Genomic DNA, 19,717 nt, shown 5'->3' with positions numbered 1-19,717 from the left:
ATGCAACATCTGGTTTTTGTCTACGGCACATTACGCCGTGGTGAAAGTAATGCGCATCTGCTTGAGACAAGCGAAATGTTAGGATCGTTCTACACGCCAGCTGACTATGCGCTGTATGATCTAGGTCCATATCCTGGCTTGGCTCAGGGACAGCAATCGATAGTTGGTGAGGTATATCGAGTGGATGAGCAAACACTAGCAAAACTCGATCTTTTAGAAGATATTCCCATCGAATATCGCCGTGAAACGATCGAAACCCCATTTGGCCGTGCGTGGATTTATCTCTATCAAGATCACAGCCGTCTTACTGCTGTGATTGATTCTGGAGACTGGTGCCAACGGGTGTAACGAACGGCGTTGAAAATGGAAATAAAAAAGCCACACAGCGTATTAGCAGGATGTGGCTTTTTATTTATAACGACACTTATCCCCTTCCTACTTGAAGCTGCAGCGGTGTTGGCTACGTTCGTTCACCCCAATCACATAGTTTGCCTATGCTCATGGGGACTCACTCACTTGCCGCCTACCTGCAACTCCAAGTTGTTTGGGTATATAACTATCGTGACTGTTTAATGATGGTGACTACTTTTGAGCGCGTTCAAATGAAGTCAGGATTTCAGCTCGCGCAGCGGCGGCATCTTCCCATCCATCGACTTTGACCCATTTGCCCGCTTCAAGCTCTTTATAGCGTTCAAAGAACTGTGTAATTTGCGCCTTCAGTAGTGCTGGCAGGTCATTTACGTCTTGAATGTGGTCGTACTCTTTGGTGAGCTTGGAGTGAGGAACCGCCACCACTTTGGCATCTTCACCAGACTCATCGGTCATCTTCAATACGCCAACTGGGCGGCAGCGAATCACCGAGCCTGGCATGAGCGGATAAGGCGTGGGCACCAACACATCGACAGGATCGCCATCGAGCGATAAGGTGTGATTCACATAACCGTAGTTGCATGGGTAGAACATAGGTGAAGACATGAAACGGTCCACAAATACCGCGCCAGATTCTTTGTCGACTTCGTATTTGATTGGGTCGGCGTTGGCTGGAATTTCAATCACCACGTAAATATCATCAGGCAGTGATTTTCCTGCCGGAACGTTGTTTAAGCTCATTTAGCATTTCCTTTTTCGTCGCTGGACTTGAATTGTTTTGGGTTGATTAACAGAACGTAAACGCTTGTGTTGCAACTTTAGCGGTAAATAGGAAACGGTGTAAACCGTAAAAAGAGAGTCTTGCCTCATATTTATCGATAAAAAAAGCGCCTAGAGTTAGGCGCTCATTGAGCTGATTTAATCGCGATTGAGTTCCAAGAACTCTTCCAATTTATGGACCATATTTTTTGAACCGCAGAAGAATGGCACACGTTGATGCAGTTCTGTCGGCTTAATATCCAACACGCGATTGACGCCGTCAGAAGCAATACCGCCTGCTTGTTCAATCAAAAACGCCATTGGATTGCATTCGTACAATAGACGCAGCTTACCGTTTGGATGGCTTTGCGTGCTTGGGTATAGATAGATACCACCTTTGAGCAGATTACGGTGAAAATCCGCCACTAGCGAACCAATGTAACGTGACGTGTAAGGGCGATTATCTTCAGGCACATTCTCTTGGCAATATTTAATGTATTTTTTGACGCCGGTTGGGAAGCGGATGTAGTTACCTTCATTGATGGAGTAAATTTTACCATCATCGAAGGTCATCATATTGGGGTGTGAAAGATAGAAAGTGCCGAGTGACGGATCATAAGTAAAGCCATTCACGCCGTTGCCAGTGGTATACACCAACATGGTTGAAGAGCCGTAAATAACATAACCAGCCGCAACCTGTTTATTACCGGGTTGTAAGAAGTCTTCTTGTGTTGGTGGCGTGCCGACTGGCGATACGCGGCGATAAATAGAAAAAATCGTGCCGACAGAGACATTGACATCGATGTTGGATGAGCCGTCCAGCGGGTCCATCAACACCACGTATTTTGCGTTTTTGTTGAGCTCTTTGCTGAACGCAACCGCTTCATCTTCTTCTTCACTGGCGACACCACACACTTGATCGCGCGCTTCAAGCGCCGCTTTAAATTTTTCGTTGGCGTAGACATCGAGTTTTTGTTGTTCTTCGCCTTGAATATTATCCGTACCAACTGCACCGGTAATATCAGCAAGGCCTGCTTTGTTGATTTCTCTATTAACAATTTTTGCCGCAAGACGAATAGAGGACAACAGAGATGAAAGATCACCGCTTGCGTGGGGGAAGTCATGTTGTTTCTCAACAATAAACTCGCCAAGAGTGCGAATCTCAGACATGTTATTTCCTTAACATAGCTATATAGGGGGGAGTGATTGTTTCACAACGCATCCTCTTGTTGGGATGTCGGCCGAAACGAGTGACCCATTTGATAACGTTTGGGTAACACTGCGATTCTAGGGCTTAGATCTTTTTAATGGTAATGAAGTAACAGATTGAGATCTCAATTTGTTTGTCGACTTTTTAGAAGTTGCAAACATGCTCGCTTTTCTTAAATGGATGGTGATAATGGAGGCAATCACTCACAACGCCATGTGCGAGGCTAGGATTTATGCATATTCACATTCTTGGGATTTGCGGTACGTTTATGGGCGGTGTTGCCGTTTTAGCGCGGCAATTAGGTCATAAAGTTACCGGCAGCGACGCCAACGTTTACCCACCGATGAGTACGTTATTGGAGTCTCAAGGTATCGAGATTATCGAAGGCTTTGACCCTGCCCAATTAGAGCCCAAGCCTGATTTGGTGGTGATTGGCAACGCCATGAGTCGCGGCAATCCGTGTGTTGAATATGTGCTGAACCACAACTTGCGTTACACTTCTGGCCCGCAATGGTTGCAAGAGTTCCTGTTGCATGACCGCTGGGTCCTTGCGGTGGCTGGTACACACGGTAAAACCACCACGTCGAGCATGTTGGCGTGGATCTTAGAAGATTGCGGTTACCAACCGGGCTTTTTGGTGGGAGGCGTACTTGGCAACTTTGGTATTTCTGCGCGTTTGGGCGAAAGCATGTTTTTTGTGGTTGAAGCCGATGAATATGACAGCGCTTTTTTCGATAAGCGTTCTAAGTTTGTCCATTATCACCCACGCACTTTAGTGTTGAACAACTTAGAGTTTGATCATGCAGACATTTTTGACGATCTTGAAGCGATTAAGCGCCAATTTCATCATCTAGTGCGTACTGTGCCGGGCAATGGCCGTATTTTTGCTCCGCAAAAAGAGCGCGCATTAGCGGATGTTCTCGCACGTGGCTGCTGGAGCGAAACCGAGTTTACCGGTGAGCAAGCGCAGTGGAAAGCTGAAAAAATCACGCGTGATGGTTCGCAATTTGATGTGTTCTTTGGCAATGAACGCGTGGGGCGCGTAACTTGGGATTTGGTTGGCGATCATAATGTCGATAACGCCTTAATGGCGATTGGCGCGGCGCGTCACGTGGGGGTCACTCCAGATTTAGCCTGTCAAGCTTTGGGCAAATTTATCAATACCAAACGTCGTTTAGAGCTCAAAGGCGAAGTGAACAGTATTACGTTGTATGACGATTTTGCTCATCATCCAACGGCCATTGAACTTACTTTGGGTGGTTTACGTAACAAGGTAGGCGATCAGAAAATTATCGCTGTTTTAGAGCCTCGTTCGGCTACGATGAAGTTGGGCGTACATAAGCAAACTTTAGCGGCGTCATTACAGCAAGCCGATTCAGTTTATCTCTATCAGCCGAACAATCTTGCTTGGTCGGTGCAGGATGTGGCTGACCAATGCTCACAACCAGTGCAAGTGAATGATGATATTGATGCTTTCGTCGCGCAAATTGCGCAGGAAGCCCAGCCGGGCGATCACATTTTGGTGATGAGCAATGGTGGCTTTGAAGGTATTCATAACAAGCTCCTACTTGCATTAAATCAAGCCATGTAATGCCAGCGACACAAACGAAATAGAGAGTTATGACAACAAAACAGAAAGCCATCACTTTAGCCTTTACTGGCGCTTCAGGTGCTCCTTACGGACTTCGTCTGTTGGAGTGTTTATTGGCTGCAGATTACCGAGTGTATCTGCTGATCTCTTCGGCCGCGCGCGTTGTGCTTGCAACCGAGCACGGTTTGAAGTTGCCCAGTGGGACTGAGGCAGCCAAAGCAGCGTTGGTGGAACATTTACACTGCGATGCCTCACAGCTTGTCGTGTGCGGCAAAGAAGAGTGGTTCTCACCAGTGGCTTCGGGCTCTGCCGCGCCAAAACAGATGGTGGTGTGCCCATGTTCGGCAGGCAGCGTTGCGGCGATTGCCCATGGCATGTCCGATAATTTGATCGAACGTGCTGCCGATGTAGTGATGAAAGAGCGTGGCCAGCTGGTGTTAGTGGTACGCGAAACTCCGTTTTCCACCTTACATTTAGAAAACATGCTCAAGTTGTCGCAAATGGGCGTCACCATTATGCCCGCAGCCCCCGGTTTTTATCATCAGCCGCAGTCAATTGAAGACTTGGTCGATTTTATGGTGGCGCGTATTTTGGACCATTTAGGCGTTGAACAAGGGCTTGTGCCACGTTGGGGATATGACTCACGCCCAACGGTATAGCTTATTAAGTTAATTCCAATTACAATCCACCTCACTCAACGGGGAGCAAATCATTCATCTCAATGAATGCTGCTGAGATCAAGCGTGAGCTTGGGACCCGTAAACCTGAACCAGATAATGCTGGCGTAGGAATTGGGTTAGGATCTCAGAATAGGAATAATGGAATATTCTCATCCTCCTCAAGCCTGTGCCGCTCAACCAAGGAGAGCGACCAGTTGAACACCACTCTTAATACCATTGCACTTGCCACCATCACCTCTTTTTCAGCGCATGCCGCTGAAAATATCCTTACCGTTTATACCTATGACTCGTTCGCATCAGAATGGGGCCCGGGACCGGCGATTGAAAAAGCATTCGAAGCACAATGCGCTTGCGATCTTCAGTTTGTGGCACTCGATGATGGGGTATCGATCCTAAACCGTTTGCGTCTTGAAGGTAATAACAGTAAAGCAGACATCGTACTCGGTTTAGATAACAACTTAATGGCCGAGGCCAAACAGACTGGCTTATTGGCAGATCATAATGTCGAGACGAGCCAAGTCACGCTACCTGGTGGTTGGAGTGATGAAACGTTTGTTCCTTATGATTACGGCTATTTTGCCTTTGTTTACAATAAAGAGAAATTAACAAACCCACCCCAAAGCTTAAAAGAGTTGGTAGAAAAGCGCGATGATCTTAAAGTGATTTATCAAGATCCGCGTACTTCAACACCCGGTCAAGGCTTACTGCTGTGGATGAAATATGTCTATGGTGAGAAAGCCAATTTAGCATGGCAACAGCTCGCCAATAAGACGGTGACAGTCACCAAAGGTTGGTCAGAAGCCTATGCGATGTTTTTAAAAGGTGAGTCCGATCTGGTGCTCTCTTACACCACCTCTCCAGCCTATCATTTGATTGCGGAAAATGACGCCAAGTACGCGGCTGCTGATTTTGCCGAAGGACACTACATGCAAGTGGAAGTGGCTGCGAAAGTAAAACACAGTGATAACGGCAAATTGGCCGATGAGTTCATGCGCTTTATTTTAAGTGATCAATTTCAGTCGGTGATGCCAACCGGAAACTGGATGTATCCTGTGACGTCTGTCGCGCTACCGAAAGGTTTTGAAACGCTGGCTGTGCCACCAAAGGCGCTTACCTTTAGCGCACAAGAGGTGTCTGAGATGCGTAAAGCGTGGATCCGTGAGTGGCAAACCGCCTTAACGTTTTAAGGTTCGATAAAGTTTGAATGCTATTCCTAAAATAGGTATTGGGGTCGCGATGCTTGTCGCGACCTTTGTCATCAGTGCGTTAGCGGCGTTGCTGTTACAAGCCCCCAGCTTAAATGTGATGCACGTATGGCAAGACCCGTATTATCGCCATGTTACTCAATTTAGTTTTTACCAAGCCAGCTTGTCGATGCTGCTCAGTGTTGGTTTCGCGGTTCCTGTTGCTCACGCACTTTACCGTCGTCTATTTTGGGGACGTGCGCTGCTGATCAAATTGTTTGCAACGACCTTAGTGCTTCCGGTGCTGGTGGGCGTATTTGGTTTGTTGGCCATTTATGGTAATAGCGGTCTGCTCGCCTCGCTGCTCGCGTGGTTTGATAGCAAACTGCCGTTTTCCATTTACGGATTAAACGGTATTTTACTGGCGCATCTGTTTTTTAATCTCCCGTATGCCAGCCGTTTATTGCTGCAAGCGTTAGAGTCGATCCCGGCAGAACAACATAAGTTATGCGCGCATCTTGGCATGAGTCATTGGCACAAATTTCGTTGGGTTGAATGGCCGCGTTTGCGTCAGCAGCTTTCTCATGTCTGTGGTTTGGTGTTCATGCTCTGTTTTACCAGTTTTGCCACTGTGATGGCACTTGGCGGCGGGCCTAAATCTACCACGATTGAGCTGGCGATTTATCAGGCGATCAAATTTGATTTTGATTTACAAGCCGGCGCGCTGCTTGCGCTGTGGCAGATGCTGTTATGCGGGCTGCTGTCTCTATCCATTTCACGTCTAGCGAAGCCGTTAGCCATCACCACAGGGCGTCAAGCGAGTGATTATGTGGTTAGTCGAGACAATCGAAAAGCGCAATTTTGGGACGGCGCGTGGATCTTTCTTGCGCTGCTGTTAGTACTTCCGCCGTTGGTGATGGTCATCTTGAGCGGTTTAAATTCGCAGCTTTTTCACGTCTTGAGCGATGAGCAATTCTGGCGTGCGCTTTGGGCTTCACTGCAAGTGGCATTATTGGCAAGCGTGGTTGCTGTTTCGGCTGGGGTTGCCATACTCATCACGACTCGCGCTTGTCGCCTGCAGCAGCACAACCGTAAGGCGGACCAACTAGAGTTGATTGGCGCGATTATTTTGGTCACGCCAGGGCTTGTTATCAGCACCGGGCTTTTTCTGTTGCTGCGTATCTGGACCGATGCATTTAGCCTAGCGTATTGGGTGGTTTTTTTCGTCAATGGCTTAATGGCATTGCCGTATGTGTTGAAAACATTGGCGCAACCTATGCTGCATATCGCGCAGCAATATCAATGGTTATGTGCCAGCCTTGGCATTAAAGGGTGGCAGCGTTTGCAAGTGATTGAGCTGCGTGCGTTGCGTAAACCCTTAGCGCATGCCTTTGCGATCAGCTTTTTGCTCTCAATGGGGGATTTAAGTGCGATTGCTCTATTTGGTAGCCAAGAGTTTAGAACCTTACCGCTTTACCTGTTCCAACTGCTGGGCAGTTACCAAATGCAAGCGGCGGCGGTGGTTTCTCTTACGCTGTTGCTACTCAGTGTGGGGTGTTTTGCCCTCATTGAGCGGTTATTTCACTCACATTCAAAGGTAAAGTAATGTTAGAACTCAAGGCCGTACATTATGAGTATCAACAGGAGTGGTTTGAATTTTCGCTTTCTGTACCGCGAGGGGCGATTCTCTCTTTGATGGGGCCAAGTGGCGCGGGCAAGTCAACTTTACTGAGCTTAGTTGCGGGCTTTATTGCACCGAAAAGCGGCGATATCCAAGTGCAAGGGCAATCCTTACTTGGGCAGGAGCCACACTTGCGTCCTTTTTCGATGCTGTTTCAAGAGCACAATCTTTTTGCCCATCTCACTGTGCGTGAAAATATTAGCCTTGGGTTACATCCGGGGCTGAAATTAACCACTTCGCAAAAGGCGTTAGTGGAGTGCGCCGCGCAGCAAGTGGGTTTGGCTGCGCTACTTGATCGCTTGCCTGAGCAGCTCTCAGGGGGGCAGCGTCAACGAGTTGCTCTGGCGCGCTGTTTTGTACAACCACATCCTATCTGGCTGCTGGATGAGCCCTTTTCCGCCTTGGATCCGCTGCTCAGAGAAGAGATGCTGCTTTTGGTTAAGCAGTTAGCCGCAGAAAGAGAGATCACTGTAGTGATGGTGACGCACCACATCAGTGATGCCAAAGCGATTGCGAGCCATTTTGCGTTTATGGCTCAAGGACATGTGTTAGTGAGTGATCGCATTGAGGCACTTTCTGCGCAACACGCAGACGCGCAGCTCAGTGATTTTGTGCGTGCAGGGGAATAAAAAAAACCTCACACGTTTAGGTGAGGTTTTTGCGTCTAATCAGCACTATGACAGGTTACACTGACTTATCGTTATGCTCTCTGAGCACTTGGAAAATCTCTCGTGATGCTCTTGGTGGTTTGCTGTTGGCTTTCTCTTTATTTGCTTGACGCGCTAATTGGCGCAGACGTTGACGATCCATCTCTGGATAGAGTGCCATCGCATCTTCAATCGCGCTGTCACCTTTCTCCACAATACGATCACGCATCTGTTCGAGCTTGTGCAGCATGGCGGTATTTTGTGAGTGCTTGTTACGCAGTTTATCCAATGCCGCTTGAATTGGTTCGGCATCGATGGTACGCATCATTTTTCCAATGTATTGCAGTTGGCGGCGTCTGGCTTCCATGCTAAAACGCTGAGCATCTTTGATGGCATCCATCAAATCTTCAGACATCGGGATTTTTGCTAACTGAGACGGCTTCAGAGCAACCAGCTCTTCACCCAGTTTTTGTAGCTCAGTCATGTCGTTTTTCATTTCGGTTTTGCTAACCCAAATGATCTCCTCTTCTTCTTCCCAAGGAGCTTTTTGATTCTTACGCGCCATTTTCTTCATCTATTGAGTTATGTATGTCAGCTATTTTAGCAAGAATCGTGGGGAGAAAGCGAAATTCTTGTTATCCTAATGACATTGTTTGCTAATAATTGATGAGATATGGACGTAAAACAACAAGTTGCTCAGCAGCGCATCGAACTTGAAGCGGCGGTTGCTAAGGCATTAGAGATGGCTGCGCTCAGTTCTGATGCTGCCGAAGTGGCGATCACCAAAAGTACCGGCCTGAGTGTTTCGACGCGAATGTGTGAAGTTGAAAACGTAGAATTTAACAGTGATGGGGCATTAGGCATCACTGTGTATCGTGGGCAACGTAAAGGCAGTGCGTCGACGTCAGATCTCAGTGAAAAAGCAATTGCGCAGACGGTCGCTGCAGCGCTTGATATTGCGCTTTACACTTCTGAAGATCCTTATGCAGGCCCTGCACCTAAAGAGTTAATGGTGCGAAATATTCCTGATTTAGATCTCTTCCATCCCGATGAACCTAACCCGGACATGGCCGCTAAAATTGCCATTGCTGCAGAAGAGAAAGCGTTAGCTTACAGCAACAAGATCAAACAAAGTGATGGCGCAAGTTATGACAGCCATTACGGTGTGAAGGTGTATGGTAATAGCCATGGTTTACTCGCGAGTTATGCCTCTAGCCGTCATAGCATTAGCTGCTGCGTGATCGGTGAGGGTAAAAATGGTGAGATGGAGCGTGATTATAGCTATACCGTTGCTCGTCACCGCGACGATTTATGGTCGCCAGAGCTGGTCGGGCAACAAGCCGCAGAAAAAACCATCAGCCGTTTAGATGCAAAAAAACTGAAGACGGGCAAAGTTCCGGTGATGTTTGCCGCGGATGTAGCGACAGGTTTGATTGGCCATTTGGTGATGGCGATCAGTGGTGGCAGCTTGTATCGTAAATCTTCCTTTTTACTTGATAAGTTAGGCGAGAAAATTTTACCCGATTGGTTCAATATTGCCGAAAAACCCCATGTATTACGTGCGTTGGCATCAAGCCCATTTGATAGTGAAGGGGTGTTTACGCAAGACCGCCAAATCATTACCGATGGCGTGCTCTCGACTTATCTTCTGAGCAGCTATGCCGCTCGTAAAATGAAGATGACTCCAACTGGTCATGCGGGTGGCATCCATAACTGGTATGTTCAATCCACAGGGCAAAATTTTGAGCAGATGCTCAAAGCGTTGGGTACAGGCTTGTTAGTCACTGAAGTGATGGGCCAAGGTGTTAATGCAGTGACAGGTGATTATTCGCGTGGCGCCGCTGGTTTCTGGGTTGAAAACGGTGTGATTCAATACCCTGTATCTGAGATTACTATCGCGGGCAATTTGAAAGATATGTTCCAGCAAATGGTGGCGGTAGGGAGTGATGTCGAAACACGCTCGCAAATCCAAACTGGGTCTATTTTACTTGAATCGATGAAAATTGCGGGCGAATAATCGCTTAAGCTGAATATAAAAAAGCTTGGTATAACAACCAAGCTTTTTTTATGGGTGGTTTGAGTATGTATCACTATAGGGTTACATCAAAATATGGCTACATCAAAATGGTCGCCAAGCCGAGAAAGACCGAAAGCCCAACCACATCGGTGACGGTTGTTAACGCCATTCCGCCAGCAAGAGCCGGGTCGATTTTCATTTTTTTCAGTAAAATTGGGATGGTGACGCCGGCGATCCCGGCAATGAGTAGGTTGGCCATCATTGCTGCGGAAATGATGCCGCCAAGCATCCAATTGCCTTTCCATGCCACCACAATGCCGCCAATAATGGTAGCCCACATGATGCCATTTAAAAAACCGATTGCCGCTTCTTTGAATAGCAATTCGCGTTGGTTACTGTCACCGATATGTCCCAATGCTAAACCACGAATGACCAAGGCCACGGTTTGGTTACCTGCGACACCACCCATTGAGGGCACTATGGTCATTAGCACGGCAATGGCGGCCATTTGATCCAGTGTTGCTTCAAACATGTTAGAAACAGAGGCTGCGGCGAGGGCGGCCAAAACATTTGCCCCAAGCCAGATGGTCCGTTTACGTGCGGATTTGACTACCGGAGCAAAGGTATCTTCGTCATCGTTCATACCAGCCATGCTCATCATTGAGTGTTCGGCATCTTCACGAATGATGTCAACGACGTCATCAATGGTGATCCGACCGACCAAGTGCTGGTTTTCATCCACCACAGGCGCGGACACCCAGTTGCGACGTTCAAACAGGCTGGCAACATCTGAGTCGCTGGTGGTGACCAAAATCGCCTCATCGGCATCATCCATGACTTCACTTACTGGAATATCCGGTTGCGTGGTCAGCAAGGTGGTGAGTGAGAGATGCCCAATCAGCTTACTTTCATCGTCAATCACGTAAAGTGCATCGGTTGCTTCGGGCAGATCGCCGCGCATGCGTAAATAGCGTAAAACCACGTCAATATCAACATCACCACGAATGGTGATCACGTCGGTATTCATGATCCCGCCGGCTGTTTCCTCTGAATAGGAGAGTGCGGTTTCAACGCGCTGGCGATCAGCGCTGTCCATCTGCGAAAGCACTTCGCGTGACACGTCATCTGGCAAGCTACGCAGTACATAGGCCACGTCATCGGTGTCCATGCCTTCGGTCGCTTCTGCAAGTTTTTCGGGTGCCATTTTGGAAACTAGGGCATCTTTGACGTCTTCGTTGAGCTCATCAAGGATTTCACCGTAGTCTTCTGGGTCGGTGAGTTGCCATAACACCTCCCGGCTTTTACGTGGAGAGGCTTCTAAGAGGTGAGCAATATCTTCTGGCTCCATGTCCTGCAATTGGCGACGGACATGGACAAAACGACCATTTTCTAAAGCTTCGCTGACTTCTTGGAGGGTTAGGTGAGCTTGATCAAATTCAATTTGCTCGGCCATGGTTTCCCCCTACTTAGGATTCTTACAATGTGTTGAATAGTAACTTAATTCTAGGCCTTATTTAATAAGTTCTTATTAAGCACTGAATTTATTTTGACTATCAGGGGCGCGCATGCGCTGTCTGTGGGAGAGTGGAGTGTAAGCCTTGTGCTTACTCGTCTTCATCGAATTTATGTTCAATCAGCGAACTAACCGCTTGCAAAGCAGGCTCTGCTTGTGAGCCTTCAGCATTGATGGTGATGTATTGACCTTGTGCGGATTCGAGCATCAATAAACCCATTACACTATCTGCAGTGGCTTCTTTTCCTTCTTCACTTTGAATGGTGACCACCGCATCAAAAGATTGCGACAGTTCAACCAGCTTAACGGCTGCACGAGCATGAAGGCCCAAGCGATTTTGGATTAAAACCGTTTTACTTAATAGTGGCATACCATCGCTCCTATTGCTGTTTTTCTAATGATGTATGGCGTATCTGTACTTGGTGACCTAATTGAGCAAAGTACTCGCCAAGCTGTTGAGTCAGGTAAACGGAGCGGTGCTTACCACCGGTGCAACCAATCGCAATTGTGAGATAACTGCGGTTGTTTTTTTCGAGCATCGGTAGCCAGTATTCAACAAACTTTTGAATTTGTTGTTTAAGTTCAATTACTTCACTATGGCGTTCAAGAAACGACTTAATTGGTGCATCCAGGCCAGTTAATGGGCGAAGATCGGGTTCCCAATGTGGGTTGGGTAAAAAACGCACATCAAACACGTAGTCTGCATCGCTGGGTAGTCCATATTTGAAGCCAAAAGACTGAAAGACCATCACCAGATCTTTGCGCTCACGTCCTTCAATTCGCATGCGTACGGTTTCGCTCAACTCATGCAACGATTGATTACTGCTATCGAGCACTAAATCGGCTTGCTCTTTGAGCGGCGCAAGCAGCGACTTTTCCAATTCAATCGCTTGCGCAAGCGAAGGTTTATCGGCGTTTAATGAGAGAGGATGGATACGACGCGTTTCGCTGTAGCGCTTGAGTAGTGTCTCTTTACTGGCATCGAGAAACAGCACACTAACGTCGTTATTCTGTTTTAGCTGCTCTAAAACATCCGCAACCAAACTAGGCTCCTGGGGCAAGTTACGGATATCAATACTCACCGCGACATTTTGTTTGCTGCCTTGGACTGATTGAATAAACGCATCCAACAAGTTGACGGGAAGGTTATCGACACAATAGTAGCCGAGATCCTCCAGTACTCGTAAAGCAACGCTTTTCCCTGCGCCTGATTGACCACTCACAACGATTAAACGCATAGTTTCGGCTCGGTGGTTATTGGTTAGTCATGATGTCGTACAGCTCTTGATCGCTTTGTGCACTTCGAAGCTGTTTTAAAACTTGTTTGTCATTGAGGCGCTCGGCCATACAAGCGAGCGTTTTTAAATGCTCTTTGCACTGCTCTTCAGGAACGAGCAACGCAAACAGTAGATCGACAGGTCGATTATCAATGGCATCAAACTCAATCGGTTCTTCACACTGCAGCAAAACGGCAATGGCACGATCACTGTTGGTCATTCTTGCATGAGGAATGGCGATGCCATTACCAATACCAGTACTGCCCATTTTTTCTCGGCTGAGCATGCATTCAAACAGCTCGGTGGAATTTTGACCTGAATACTCAGCAGCGATTTCGCTAATGATTTCTAGGGCTCTTTTTTTACTGGTGCATTGGACCGCACTTTTCGTGCAGTCCAATGAGAGTACTTCGCTTAATTGCATGATTAATGACTACTTAGCTTTTCTTTATGCTTGTTGAGTTGTCTTACGAGTTTATCCACTAAACTGTCAATGGCAGCATACATATTTTCATTGTCGGCCACGGCGTGGATATCACCTTGATTTATGTGGAGCGTAGCTTCAGCGATCTGTTGTACTTTTTCAACACGTAAAACAACCTGTACGTTATTGATATGGTCAAAAAATCGCTCAAGTTTTTGAAACTTCGAGTTTACATAGTCTTGCATTGAATCGGTCAGATCAATGTGATGGGCATTAATGTTGATTTGCATAGACTTTCCTTCTCTGTTTTGTGCCTTACAGTAGGCGTTTGCGCTGACTCGATGGAGCAATGCCCAACGATTCACGGTATTTAGCTATCGTCCGTCTAGCTACCTGAATCCCTTGGTCAGCCAGTAGATCTGCAATTTTACTGTCACTTAATGGTTTGGCTGTATTTTCAGCGGAAACCAGTTTTTTAATCAGTGCTCGTATTGCAGTCGATGAACACTCTCCCCCGCTGTCGGTACTGACATGGCTGGAGAAGAAGTATTTCAATTCGAAAATACCACGCGGAGTATGCATGTACTTCTGCGTTGTCACCCTTGATATGGTGGATTCATGCATTTCTACCGCTAAAGCAACGTCATTGAGTACCATTGGCTTCATCGCCTCTTCACCATACTCAAAGAAATCACGTTGATGTTCAACAATACACTTGGCAACTTTGAGCAGTGTCTCGTTTCTACTTTCTAAACTCTTAATAAGCCATTTTGCTTCTTGCAAATTGCTGCGAATGTAGTTGCTATCGGCACTGTTACCTTTGCCTAATGCTGCATATTGTTGATTTATTTTAAGTTTTGGTACGCTGTCGGGGTTTATTGTGACCACCCATTTGCCGTGATCTTTGTAAACAGACACGTCAGGCACAACGTATTCGGCATGCTCGGTTGAAATGTTATTTCCCGGTCTTGGGTCAAGTTGTTGGATGAGCTGCAATACCTCTCGCAGATCTTCTTCTTTTAACTTGGTTTCTTTGATGATCAACTTGTAGTCACGGTTGCCGAGCAGATCAATGTGTTGGATCAGCAGCTGTTTAGCTTCTTCTAACCAAGGGGTACTGGCAGGGTAGGTCGCTAATTGTAAAAGCAGGCAGTCTTGAAGGTTGACTGAAGCCACACCGAGGGGATCAAACTGCTGAACACGTTTACGAACGGCTTCAATTTCATCAAGCTCAATATTTTCATCGGCAAAGCTTTCTAAAATATCATCCAAAGAAACGGTGAGATAACCGTAGTCATCGATGGCGTCAATCAAGGCAAGAGCAATGCTGCGGTCGGTGTCGCTAAACGGTGTGAGATCTAATTGCCACAGTAGATAATCTTGCAGGGTTTGCGTTGTTTCACCTTGGTACACGGGCATGTCATCATCAAGGGCGATCCCTGTGCTGCCTGTGTTCGCGCTGTAGACATCATCCCATGTGGTGTCGATCTCAAGCTCGCTGCTGATTTCGGATTTTTCAATTAAGTCAGAGCTGTCTTGTGGCTCAATATCTAACACCTCAGCACTGGCTTCTTTTTCCTCATTGATGCTATGAACATCGGCGGTGGCATTCTCTTCATAGGCCTCTTCAACATCCAATAATGGATTAGACTCTAGAGCCTCTTGGATCTCTTGCTGGAGTTCCAATGTGGAGAGTTGCAACAAACGAATGGCTTGTTGTAACTGCGGTGTCATCGCTAATTGTTGGCCGAGCTTCAGTTGTAATGAGGGTTTCATTCAGTGCCAGTTACCTTATTATTTTTAGAATTGATGTCACTCTCTACTTAATCATAGACGGAATTGTTCACCGAGATAAACTTGTTTTACCTCTTCATTATTGAGCACGTCATGTGGTGTACCTTCTGCGATCAAACGACCCTGGCTTACAATATAGGCTTTTTCACAGACGTCCAATGTTTCTCGAACGTTGTGGTCTGTGATTAAAACGCCTAAGCCACGATCTCGCAGGTGTTGGATGATCTTTTTAATGTCGATAACGGAAATGGGATCGACCCCTGCAAAGGGTTCATCAAGCAAAATAAATTGTGGGTTTGCGGCAAGAGCGCGGGCAATTTCAACTCGGCGACGTTCACCACCCGATAGCGCCATTCCCGCACTATGGCGGATATGTTGAATGTGAAATTCTTCTAGTAGATCTTCGAGTTTATCTTGGCGCTCTTCACGGGTCATCGATTCACGGGTTTCAAGTACCGCCATGATGTTATCTTCGACCGATAATTTTCGGAAAATAGACGCTTCTTGAGGTAAGTAGCCGATCCCTAAGCGTGAGCGACTGTGCATGGGTAAAATGCTGATGTCGTGATCATCAATGCTGATCTTACCTTCATCACGAGCGACAAGGCCGACGATCATGTAAAACGATGTGGTTTTTCCTGCGCCGTTAGGGCCGAGTAAGCCAACAATCTGCCCCGATTCTACTTGCAAGCTGACGTCAGAGACGACTTTGCGTTTTTTATAGCTTTTCGCTAAATGTTCTGCTTTAAGTATGGCCATAATTATTCTTGTGTCGTAGTGGCTTGCGGTTGAAGCACGGTCGATACTCGCTCGTTAGAGTTACCATCAGCCATCAGCTTCTGTGACGAAATTTTGTAGCGAATTTTCGTACCACGGATGATGCTATCATCTTGTGACAACATGGCTTGATCGATCATCGTCAACTGATCATCGGCCAATTTGTAATAGAGCTCTTTCGCCTCACCATACAAGGTTTTGCCATCATCGGTTAATTGCGAAAAAGTGGCGAGGTTGCCATATCCTTCAATTTCTTGAATGGAGCCATCTTTTGCATCACGGGTTACAATCACTTTGTCGGCGTTGATACTGATACTGCCTTGTTTGAGTTTGACATCACCAAGGAAAGTCACTTTGTTGCTTTTCATGTCGAGCTGTTGGCTGTCAGAATCGATGTAAACCGGTTGAGCATTATCGGTGGACAATGCCAATGCGTGACCAGAAATCGCTAAACAAGCAATAAGACTAAGGTGTGAGAGTTTCATATCTACCTTGTACATGGTTATAAAGAATAGCGGTATTGTCGGCAAAATTGCCTTTCATCGCTTGTCCTTGTGTTTCGAATTGTGGCCCAACCAAATCGACCTGATTATCGGCCCAAAAATCGCGATTATTGAGTTGAATGCTCATCTTAATGGTTGAAAGCGTATCAAAACCAGAATCTGCTAATAGGTTTTTTGCCAGTACGTCGTCATACAGTGTGAGTACTTGCTCTTCATCGAGTACGCCGCGTTTGGCGGTAATCTCCCACTCTTGCAAAATACCATCACGGAAGACTTTGAGTATCGGGTACTCGAAAATGGTGTCGCCACTTTTTGCGTAATGATCCAGATGCGTCGATTGAATGATGTAGCTGCGGATACCTTGCTCGTTATAGGTGGTGTTGTCGAGATTTTTTCCACTAAACGACGGTAACTCCAAGTTTGGAGCAACTTGTATATCGGTATTTTGTTCTTTATCGAACAAGTAATAGGCTGACCACGATGCGATAAAAATCAGTATCACATAGAGGACACGAGATAAACTCATACACTTAAGCCTTTGTGCACATCTAACTCACCGCGAGCTTGCAAAATCAAATCACACACTTCGCGTACAGCGCCATGCCCACCTTTTATATGGGTCACGTAGTTTGCGCGTTTAACTAATAGCGGGTGACCATCCGCGACACAGACTCTCAGCGCGACTTTTTCCATTACCGGCCAATCAATCAAGTCATCACCGATATACCCCGTGTGTTCTGGGGCAATATTGAGCTGGCGACAAATGTCGTTATAGGCTTTGACCTTGTCATCCTGACCTTGATAAACCAGTGTAATGCCTAATACGGCCATACGGTTTTCGACAATTTTTGACTGCCTACCTGTGATGATCGCCACTTCAATGCCAGCATTCATCAATGATTTTATGCCGTAGCCATCTCGAGTGTGGAAGGTTTTTAGCTCTTCGCCTTGATTGCCCATATAAACTAAGCCATCAGAGAAGACGCCATCCACATCGCAGATCAGCAGTTTTATCTGCTTAGCTATGTCGAGAATAGGCAGTGAGACCGGGCCGTAGAGTGTATTAATCATGGTCATCACATCACTCCTGCTTTGAGCAAATCGTGCATGTTTAATGCACCGACCAATGTGCCATTTTCGCACAGCATCAAGCCATTGATTCGTTTATCTTGCATTAGGTTTAACCCTTCGACCGCGAGCATGTTAGGGTTTGCTACCGTTGGGTTTTGCGTCATCACCTCGCTGATTGCTGCGCTGTGAATATCGATTCGTTTGTCTAAGATGCGGCGTAAATCGCCATCAGTAAAGATGCCAATAAGCTGCATGTTGCTGTCTACTACCGCGGTCATCCCCAAGCCTTTTTGACTGATCTCAAGTAAGGCATCGCGGATCAATGCATTTGGTTGCACTGTTGGTAGTGCATCGCCAATGTGCATGATATCAGAGAGCTTGAGCAACAATTTTCGACCTAAAGCCCCACCGGGATGAGACAGCGCAAAATCTTCAGCGGTAAAGCCGCGTGCTTGCAAGAGTGCGACGGCTAACGCATCGCCCATCACTAGCGTTGCTGTGGTGCTGGAGGTTGGCGCAAGGCCAAGCGGGCATGCCTCTTGTGGGACTGTGATTTGCAAATGAAGATCGGCCAACTTTGCCATATTCGATGACGGGTTGCCTGTCATGCTGATGATGCGAATATTGAGCCGTTTTAGCACAGTAAACAGTGATAAAATTTCCGAGGATTCGCCAGAGTTTGAAATAGCAATTACGATGTCGCCACGCTCGATCATACCAAGATCACCGTGCGCCGCTTCTCCTGGATGTACGAAAAATGCCGAAGTGCCAGTACTGGCTAAGGTCGCGGCAATTTTTTTACCGATATGGCCTGATTTACCCATACCCATCACCACCACTTTGCCGTGATCATTGGCAATGATCATTTCACACGCTTGGCAAAATGAGTAGTCAAAGTATTGCTCTAGCTGCTGTAAAGCCGCCATTTCGGTGGCGAGAACTTGCTGTGCAACACTGCGATAATCAAACTGATTCGACATTCGATACTCCGAGTTTGGGTTAAGCGGTCATATTCATAAGTAGATAAGCTTGGTATCCGATAAAAGCGAGGAAGAGCACGCCTCCCTCAATGCGGTTAATACTACGCGATTTCCCTAAAGCCATGGCAACCAGTAGCAGAGATACGCCAAGCATCACCCAAAAATCGCGTCCCATCGCATGCTCACTGAGTATCGATGGATTAAGAATGCCGGGTAAGCCCATCACGGCAAGAATATTGAATACGTTCGAGCCAATAATGTTGCCCACTGCCATATCATCTTCGCCTTTCAACACACTTGTGAGTGAGGCGGCCAATTCTGGCAAGCTGGTCCCAACAGCGATGATCGTCAGGCCAATGACCAAGTCGCTCATGCCAAAAAACTTAGCGATAATGACGGCGTTATCGACTAACACGCTGGCAGCAATCGGCAGGATGATAAGCCCAATCACTACCCAAATAGCCGCTTTTGCGTTGCTCACGCCCTGCGGTATTTCAGATTCCTGCTCGGTAAGCAGAGCGTCACCATTTTTTTGCTCGTTACGGCTAATGCGGAGCATCGCGATGATAAACACGGCGAAAAGTGCAAACAGCAACACTCCTTCATAGAATCCTAAGTGGTTATCCCACAATAACGCACCAGCAAGTAGTGTGACCGCAATCATCAGCGGCAGTTCACGGCGGAGTACCGCAGAACTGACGGAAAGCGGTTTGATGAGTGCTGTAATACCCAAGATCAAAGCAATGTTAGCGATGTTAGAACCGAGCACGTTACCGACGGCAGTATCGGTTTTCCCATCCAAAGCGGCCGTTGCCGATACCATCATCTCTGGTGCTGATGATCCCATTGCTAAAATAGTCATGCCGATCACTAATGGCGAGATGCCGAAGTTGCGAGCAAGCGCGGCAGAACCAAAGACTAACTTGTCAGCGCTCCAGACTAAAAACACCAAACCTACAATGAGAAACGCTACCGCTTCGATCATGATGATACCTAATTAATGAAATGAGTGAAAAAATGATGCAATTAACCGCTAATTTTGACGTGTTGGTTGCGAAAAGGGAAGCTGAAGATCCAATTAATTACGTTCAATTCATGGTTTAGTTAGCTATCCATCAATAAATGACCGGAAGATTGTTTTGGCGAAAGATGATGCTTTACTTTAGGATGTAATTGAACAGTGCTTTTAATTTTAGAACGTTATGCTTATGATTGCCCATCATTTTGGGGCGGACAACAA

Annotated in this window: 22 protein-coding genes and 1 riboswitch; of the genes, 7 read left to right on the top strand and 15 right to left on the bottom strand. The window is 46.8% G+C overall.

Going from position 1 to position 19,717, the window contains the following annotated elements:
• Positions 1-348, top strand: coding sequence for a gamma-glutamylcyclotransferase family protein (locus PL85_RS15630; RefSeq protein ID WP_029190032.1), 348 nt, complete (start codon positions 1-3; stop codon positions 346-348).
• A 234-nt stretch (positions 349-582) separates the two neighbouring features.
• On the opposite strand, the gene ppa is transcribed toward PL85_RS15630, so the two are convergent.
• Together ppa and fbp are read right to left on the bottom strand one after the other, a co-directional pair.
• Entirely contained in the window at positions 583-1,110 is a 528-nt protein-coding gene (ppa, locus tag PL85_RS15625; RefSeq protein WP_010318803.1) for an inorganic diphosphatase, read from the bottom strand.
• Positions 1,111-1,287: 177 nt separating this feature from the next.
• Positions 1,288-2,298 carry a class 1 fructose-bisphosphatase gene (fbp, locus tag PL85_RS15620; RefSeq protein WP_013855958.1) on the bottom strand — a complete coding sequence of 337 codons (1,011 nt, stop codon included), beginning with the start codon at positions 2,296-2,298 and terminating at the stop codon, positions 1,288-1,290.
• Positions 2,299-2,570: 272 nt separating this feature from the next.
• On the opposite strand from fbp, the gene mpl reads away from it, so the two are divergent.
• The 5 genes from mpl to thiQ all read left to right on the top strand — a co-directional run bounded on the left by mpl (position 2,571) and on the right by thiQ (position 8,103).
• Complete coding sequence (mpl, locus tag PL85_RS15615) at positions 2,571-3,929, top strand: UDP-N-acetylmuramate:L-alanyl-gamma-D-glutamyl-meso-diaminopimelate ligase (protein ID WP_115339322.1); 1,359 nt, start codon at positions 2,571-2,573, stop codon at positions 3,927-3,929.
• A gap of 29 nt (positions 3,930-3,958) precedes the next feature.
• Entirely contained in the window at positions 3,959-4,588 is a 630-nt protein-coding gene (locus PL85_RS15610; protein ID WP_017047027.1) for a flavin prenyltransferase UbiX, read from the top strand.
• 29 nt (positions 4,589-4,617) lie between these two features.
• A riboswitch (TPP riboswitch) is annotated at positions 4,618-4,737 on the top strand.
• Between the two features lie 66 nt (positions 4,738-4,803).
• A complete protein-coding gene (gene thiB, locus PL85_RS15605) occupies positions 4,804-5,796 on the top strand; it encodes a thiamine ABC transporter substrate binding subunit (protein ID WP_115339321.1) in 993 nt (330 codons plus the stop codon).
• A 13-nt stretch (positions 5,797-5,809) separates the two neighbouring features.
• The gene (gene thiP, locus PL85_RS15600; RefSeq protein ID WP_115339320.1) at positions 5,810-7,399 is read left to right on the top strand and encodes a thiamine/thiamine pyrophosphate ABC transporter permease ThiP; all 1,590 of its coding nucleotides are present in this window, start codon (positions 5,810-5,812) and stop codon (positions 7,397-7,399) included.
• Complete coding sequence (thiQ, locus tag PL85_RS15595) at positions 7,399-8,103, top strand: thiamine ABC transporter ATP-binding protein (RefSeq protein WP_013855963.1); 705 nt, start codon at positions 7,399-7,401, stop codon at positions 8,101-8,103. The genes thiP and thiQ overlap by 1 nt, the downstream gene beginning before the upstream one ends.
• A gap of 55 nt (positions 8,104-8,158) precedes the next feature.
• On the opposite strand, the gene yjgA is transcribed toward thiQ, so the two are convergent.
• Positions 8,159-8,686: a ribosome biogenesis factor YjgA gene (gene yjgA, locus PL85_RS15590; protein ID WP_010318810.1), complete on the bottom strand. Its 528-nt coding sequence runs from the start codon at positions 8,684-8,686 to the stop codon at positions 8,159-8,161.
• Between the two features lie 108 nt (positions 8,687-8,794).
• Here yjgA and pmbA point away from each other — a divergent pair, with 108 nt between their 5' ends.
• Positions 8,795-10,138, top strand: coding sequence for a metalloprotease PmbA (gene pmbA / locus PL85_RS15585; protein ID WP_010318811.1), 1,344 nt, complete (start codon positions 8,795-8,797; stop codon positions 10,136-10,138).
• A gap of 97 nt (positions 10,139-10,235) precedes the next feature.
• On the opposite strand, the gene mgtE is transcribed toward pmbA, so the two are convergent.
• From mgtE to PL85_RS15525, 12 genes are all read right to left on the bottom strand, one after another.
• Positions 10,236-11,591, bottom strand: coding sequence for a magnesium transporter (gene mgtE, locus PL85_RS15580; RefSeq protein WP_013855966.1), 1,356 nt, complete (start codon positions 11,589-11,591; stop codon positions 10,236-10,238).
• 151 nt (positions 11,592-11,742) lie between these two features.
• Positions 11,743-12,021: an HPr family phosphocarrier protein gene (locus PL85_RS15575; protein WP_013855967.1), complete on the bottom strand. Its 279-nt coding sequence runs from the start codon at positions 12,019-12,021 to the stop codon at positions 11,743-11,745.
• Between the two features lie 10 nt (positions 12,022-12,031).
• On the bottom strand, positions 12,032-12,889 hold the full coding sequence (rapZ, locus tag PL85_RS15570; protein ID WP_010318814.1) for an RNase adapter RapZ: 858 nt from the start codon (positions 12,887-12,889) through the stop codon (positions 12,032-12,034).
• 16 nt (positions 12,890-12,905) lie between these two features.
• Entirely contained in the window at positions 12,906-13,352 is a 447-nt protein-coding gene (ptsN, locus tag PL85_RS15565; RefSeq protein ID WP_013855968.1) for a PTS IIA-like nitrogen regulatory protein PtsN, read from the bottom strand.
• Between the two features lie 2 nt (positions 13,353-13,354).
• Complete coding sequence (gene hpf / locus PL85_RS15560; protein WP_013855969.1) at positions 13,355-13,642, bottom strand: ribosome hibernation promoting factor; 288 nt, start codon at positions 13,640-13,642, stop codon at positions 13,355-13,357.
• A gap of 25 nt (positions 13,643-13,667) precedes the next feature.
• The gene (locus PL85_RS15555; RefSeq protein WP_064625916.1) at positions 13,668-15,128 is read right to left on the bottom strand and encodes an RNA polymerase factor sigma-54; all 1,461 of its coding nucleotides are present in this window, start codon (positions 15,126-15,128) and stop codon (positions 13,668-13,670) included.
• A gap of 51 nt (positions 15,129-15,179) precedes the next feature.
• Positions 15,180-15,905 (bottom strand): LPS export ABC transporter ATP-binding protein, encoded by a 726-nt coding sequence (gene lptB / locus PL85_RS15550; RefSeq protein ID WP_013855971.1) that lies wholly within the window; start codon positions 15,903-15,905, stop codon positions 15,180-15,182.
• Positions 15,906-15,907: 2 nt separating this feature from the next.
• Positions 15,908-16,408, bottom strand: coding sequence for a lipopolysaccharide transport periplasmic protein LptA (gene lptA / locus PL85_RS15545; RefSeq protein WP_013855972.1), 501 nt, complete (start codon positions 16,406-16,408; stop codon positions 15,908-15,910).
• Positions 16,389-16,952, bottom strand: coding sequence for an LPS export ABC transporter periplasmic protein LptC (gene lptC / locus PL85_RS15540; protein WP_013855973.1), 564 nt, complete (start codon positions 16,950-16,952; stop codon positions 16,389-16,391). Before lptC ends, lptA begins: the two co-directional genes overlap by 20 nt.
• The gene (gene kdsC / locus PL85_RS15535; RefSeq protein WP_088729161.1) at positions 16,949-17,506 is read right to left on the bottom strand and encodes a 3-deoxy-manno-octulosonate-8-phosphatase KdsC; all 558 of its coding nucleotides are present in this window, start codon (positions 17,504-17,506) and stop codon (positions 16,949-16,951) included. Before kdsC ends, lptC begins: the two co-directional genes overlap by 4 nt.
• The gene (kdsD, locus tag PL85_RS15530; protein WP_115339319.1) at positions 17,503-18,477 is read right to left on the bottom strand and encodes an arabinose-5-phosphate isomerase KdsD; all 975 of its coding nucleotides are present in this window, start codon (positions 18,475-18,477) and stop codon (positions 17,503-17,505) included. The genes kdsC and kdsD overlap by 4 nt, the downstream gene beginning before the upstream one ends.
• A gap of 19 nt (positions 18,478-18,496) precedes the next feature.
• Complete coding sequence (locus PL85_RS15525) at positions 18,497-19,462, bottom strand: calcium/sodium antiporter (protein WP_017046459.1); 966 nt, start codon at positions 19,460-19,462, stop codon at positions 18,497-18,499.
• Positions 19,463-19,717 lie beyond the last annotated feature (255 nt).

Origin of the sequence: Vibrio anguillarum (genome assembly GCF_001989995.2) — a bacterium.
Lineage (GTDB): Bacteria > Pseudomonadota > Gammaproteobacteria > Enterobacterales > Vibrionaceae > Vibrio > Vibrio anguillarum.
The sequence above is the reverse complement of the archived record's forward strand: the minus strand, read 5'-3'. Positions and strand labels throughout refer to the sequence as shown.

Excerpts from the sequence above, each read along its gene's own strand:
- PL85_RS15630 (WP_029190032.1), top strand. The coding sequence starts at position 1 with ATGCAACATCTGGTTTTTGTCTACGGCACATTACGCCGTGGTGAAAGT.
- ppa (WP_010318803.1), bottom strand. The coding sequence starts at position 1,110 with ATGAGCTTAAACAACGTTCCGGCAGGAAAATCACTGCCTGATGATATT.
- fbp (WP_013855958.1), bottom strand. The coding sequence starts at position 2,298 with ATGTCTGAGATTCGCACTCTTGGCGAGTTTATTGTTGAGAAACAACAT.
- mpl (WP_115339322.1), top strand. The coding sequence starts at position 2,571 with ATGCATATTCACATTCTTGGGATTTGCGGTACGTTTATGGGCGGTGTT.
- PL85_RS15610 (WP_017047027.1), top strand. The coding sequence starts at position 3,959 with ATGACAACAAAACAGAAAGCCATCACTTTAGCCTTTACTGGCGCTTCA.
- thiQ (WP_013855963.1), top strand. The coding sequence starts at position 7,399 with ATGTTAGAACTCAAGGCCGTACATTATGAGTATCAACAGGAGTGGTTT.
- yjgA (WP_010318810.1), bottom strand. The coding sequence starts at position 8,686 with ATGGCGCGTAAGAATCAAAAAGCTCCTTGGGAAGAAGAAGAGGAGATC.
- pmbA (WP_010318811.1), top strand. The coding sequence starts at position 8,795 with ATGGACGTAAAACAACAAGTTGCTCAGCAGCGCATCGAACTTGAAGCG.
- mgtE (WP_013855966.1), bottom strand. The coding sequence starts at position 11,591 with ATGGCCGAGCAAATTGAATTTGATCAAGCTCACCTAACCCTCCAAGAA.
- PL85_RS15575 (WP_013855967.1), bottom strand. The coding sequence starts at position 12,021 with ATGCCACTATTAAGTAAAACGGTTTTAATCCAAAATCGCTTGGGCCTT.
- rapZ (WP_010318814.1), bottom strand. The coding sequence starts at position 12,889 with ATGCGTTTAATCGTTGTGAGTGGTCAATCAGGCGCAGGGAAAAGCGTT.
- ptsN (WP_013855968.1), bottom strand. The coding sequence starts at position 13,352 with ATGCAATTAAGCGAAGTACTCTCATTGGACTGCACGAAAAGTGCGGTC.
- hpf (WP_013855969.1), bottom strand. The coding sequence starts at position 13,642 with ATGCAAATCAACATTAATGCCCATCACATTGATCTGACCGATTCAATG.
- PL85_RS15555 (WP_064625916.1), bottom strand. The coding sequence starts at position 15,128 with ATGAAACCCTCATTACAACTGAAGCTCGGCCAACAATTAGCGATGACA.
- lptB (WP_013855971.1), bottom strand. The coding sequence starts at position 15,905 with ATGGCCATACTTAAAGCAGAACATTTAGCGAAAAGCTATAAAAAACGC.
- lptA (WP_013855972.1), bottom strand. The coding sequence starts at position 16,408 with ATGAAACTCTCACACCTTAGTCTTATTGCTTGTTTAGCGATTTCTGGT.
- lptC (WP_013855973.1), bottom strand. The coding sequence starts at position 16,952 with ATGAGTTTATCTCGTGTCCTCTATGTGATACTGATTTTTATCGCATCG.
- kdsD (WP_115339319.1), bottom strand. The coding sequence starts at position 18,477 with ATGTCGAATCAGTTTGATTATCGCAGTGTTGCACAGCAAGTTCTCGCC.
- PL85_RS15525 (WP_017046459.1), bottom strand. The coding sequence starts at position 19,462 with ATGATCGAAGCGGTAGCGTTTCTCATTGTAGGTTTGGTGTTTTTAGTC.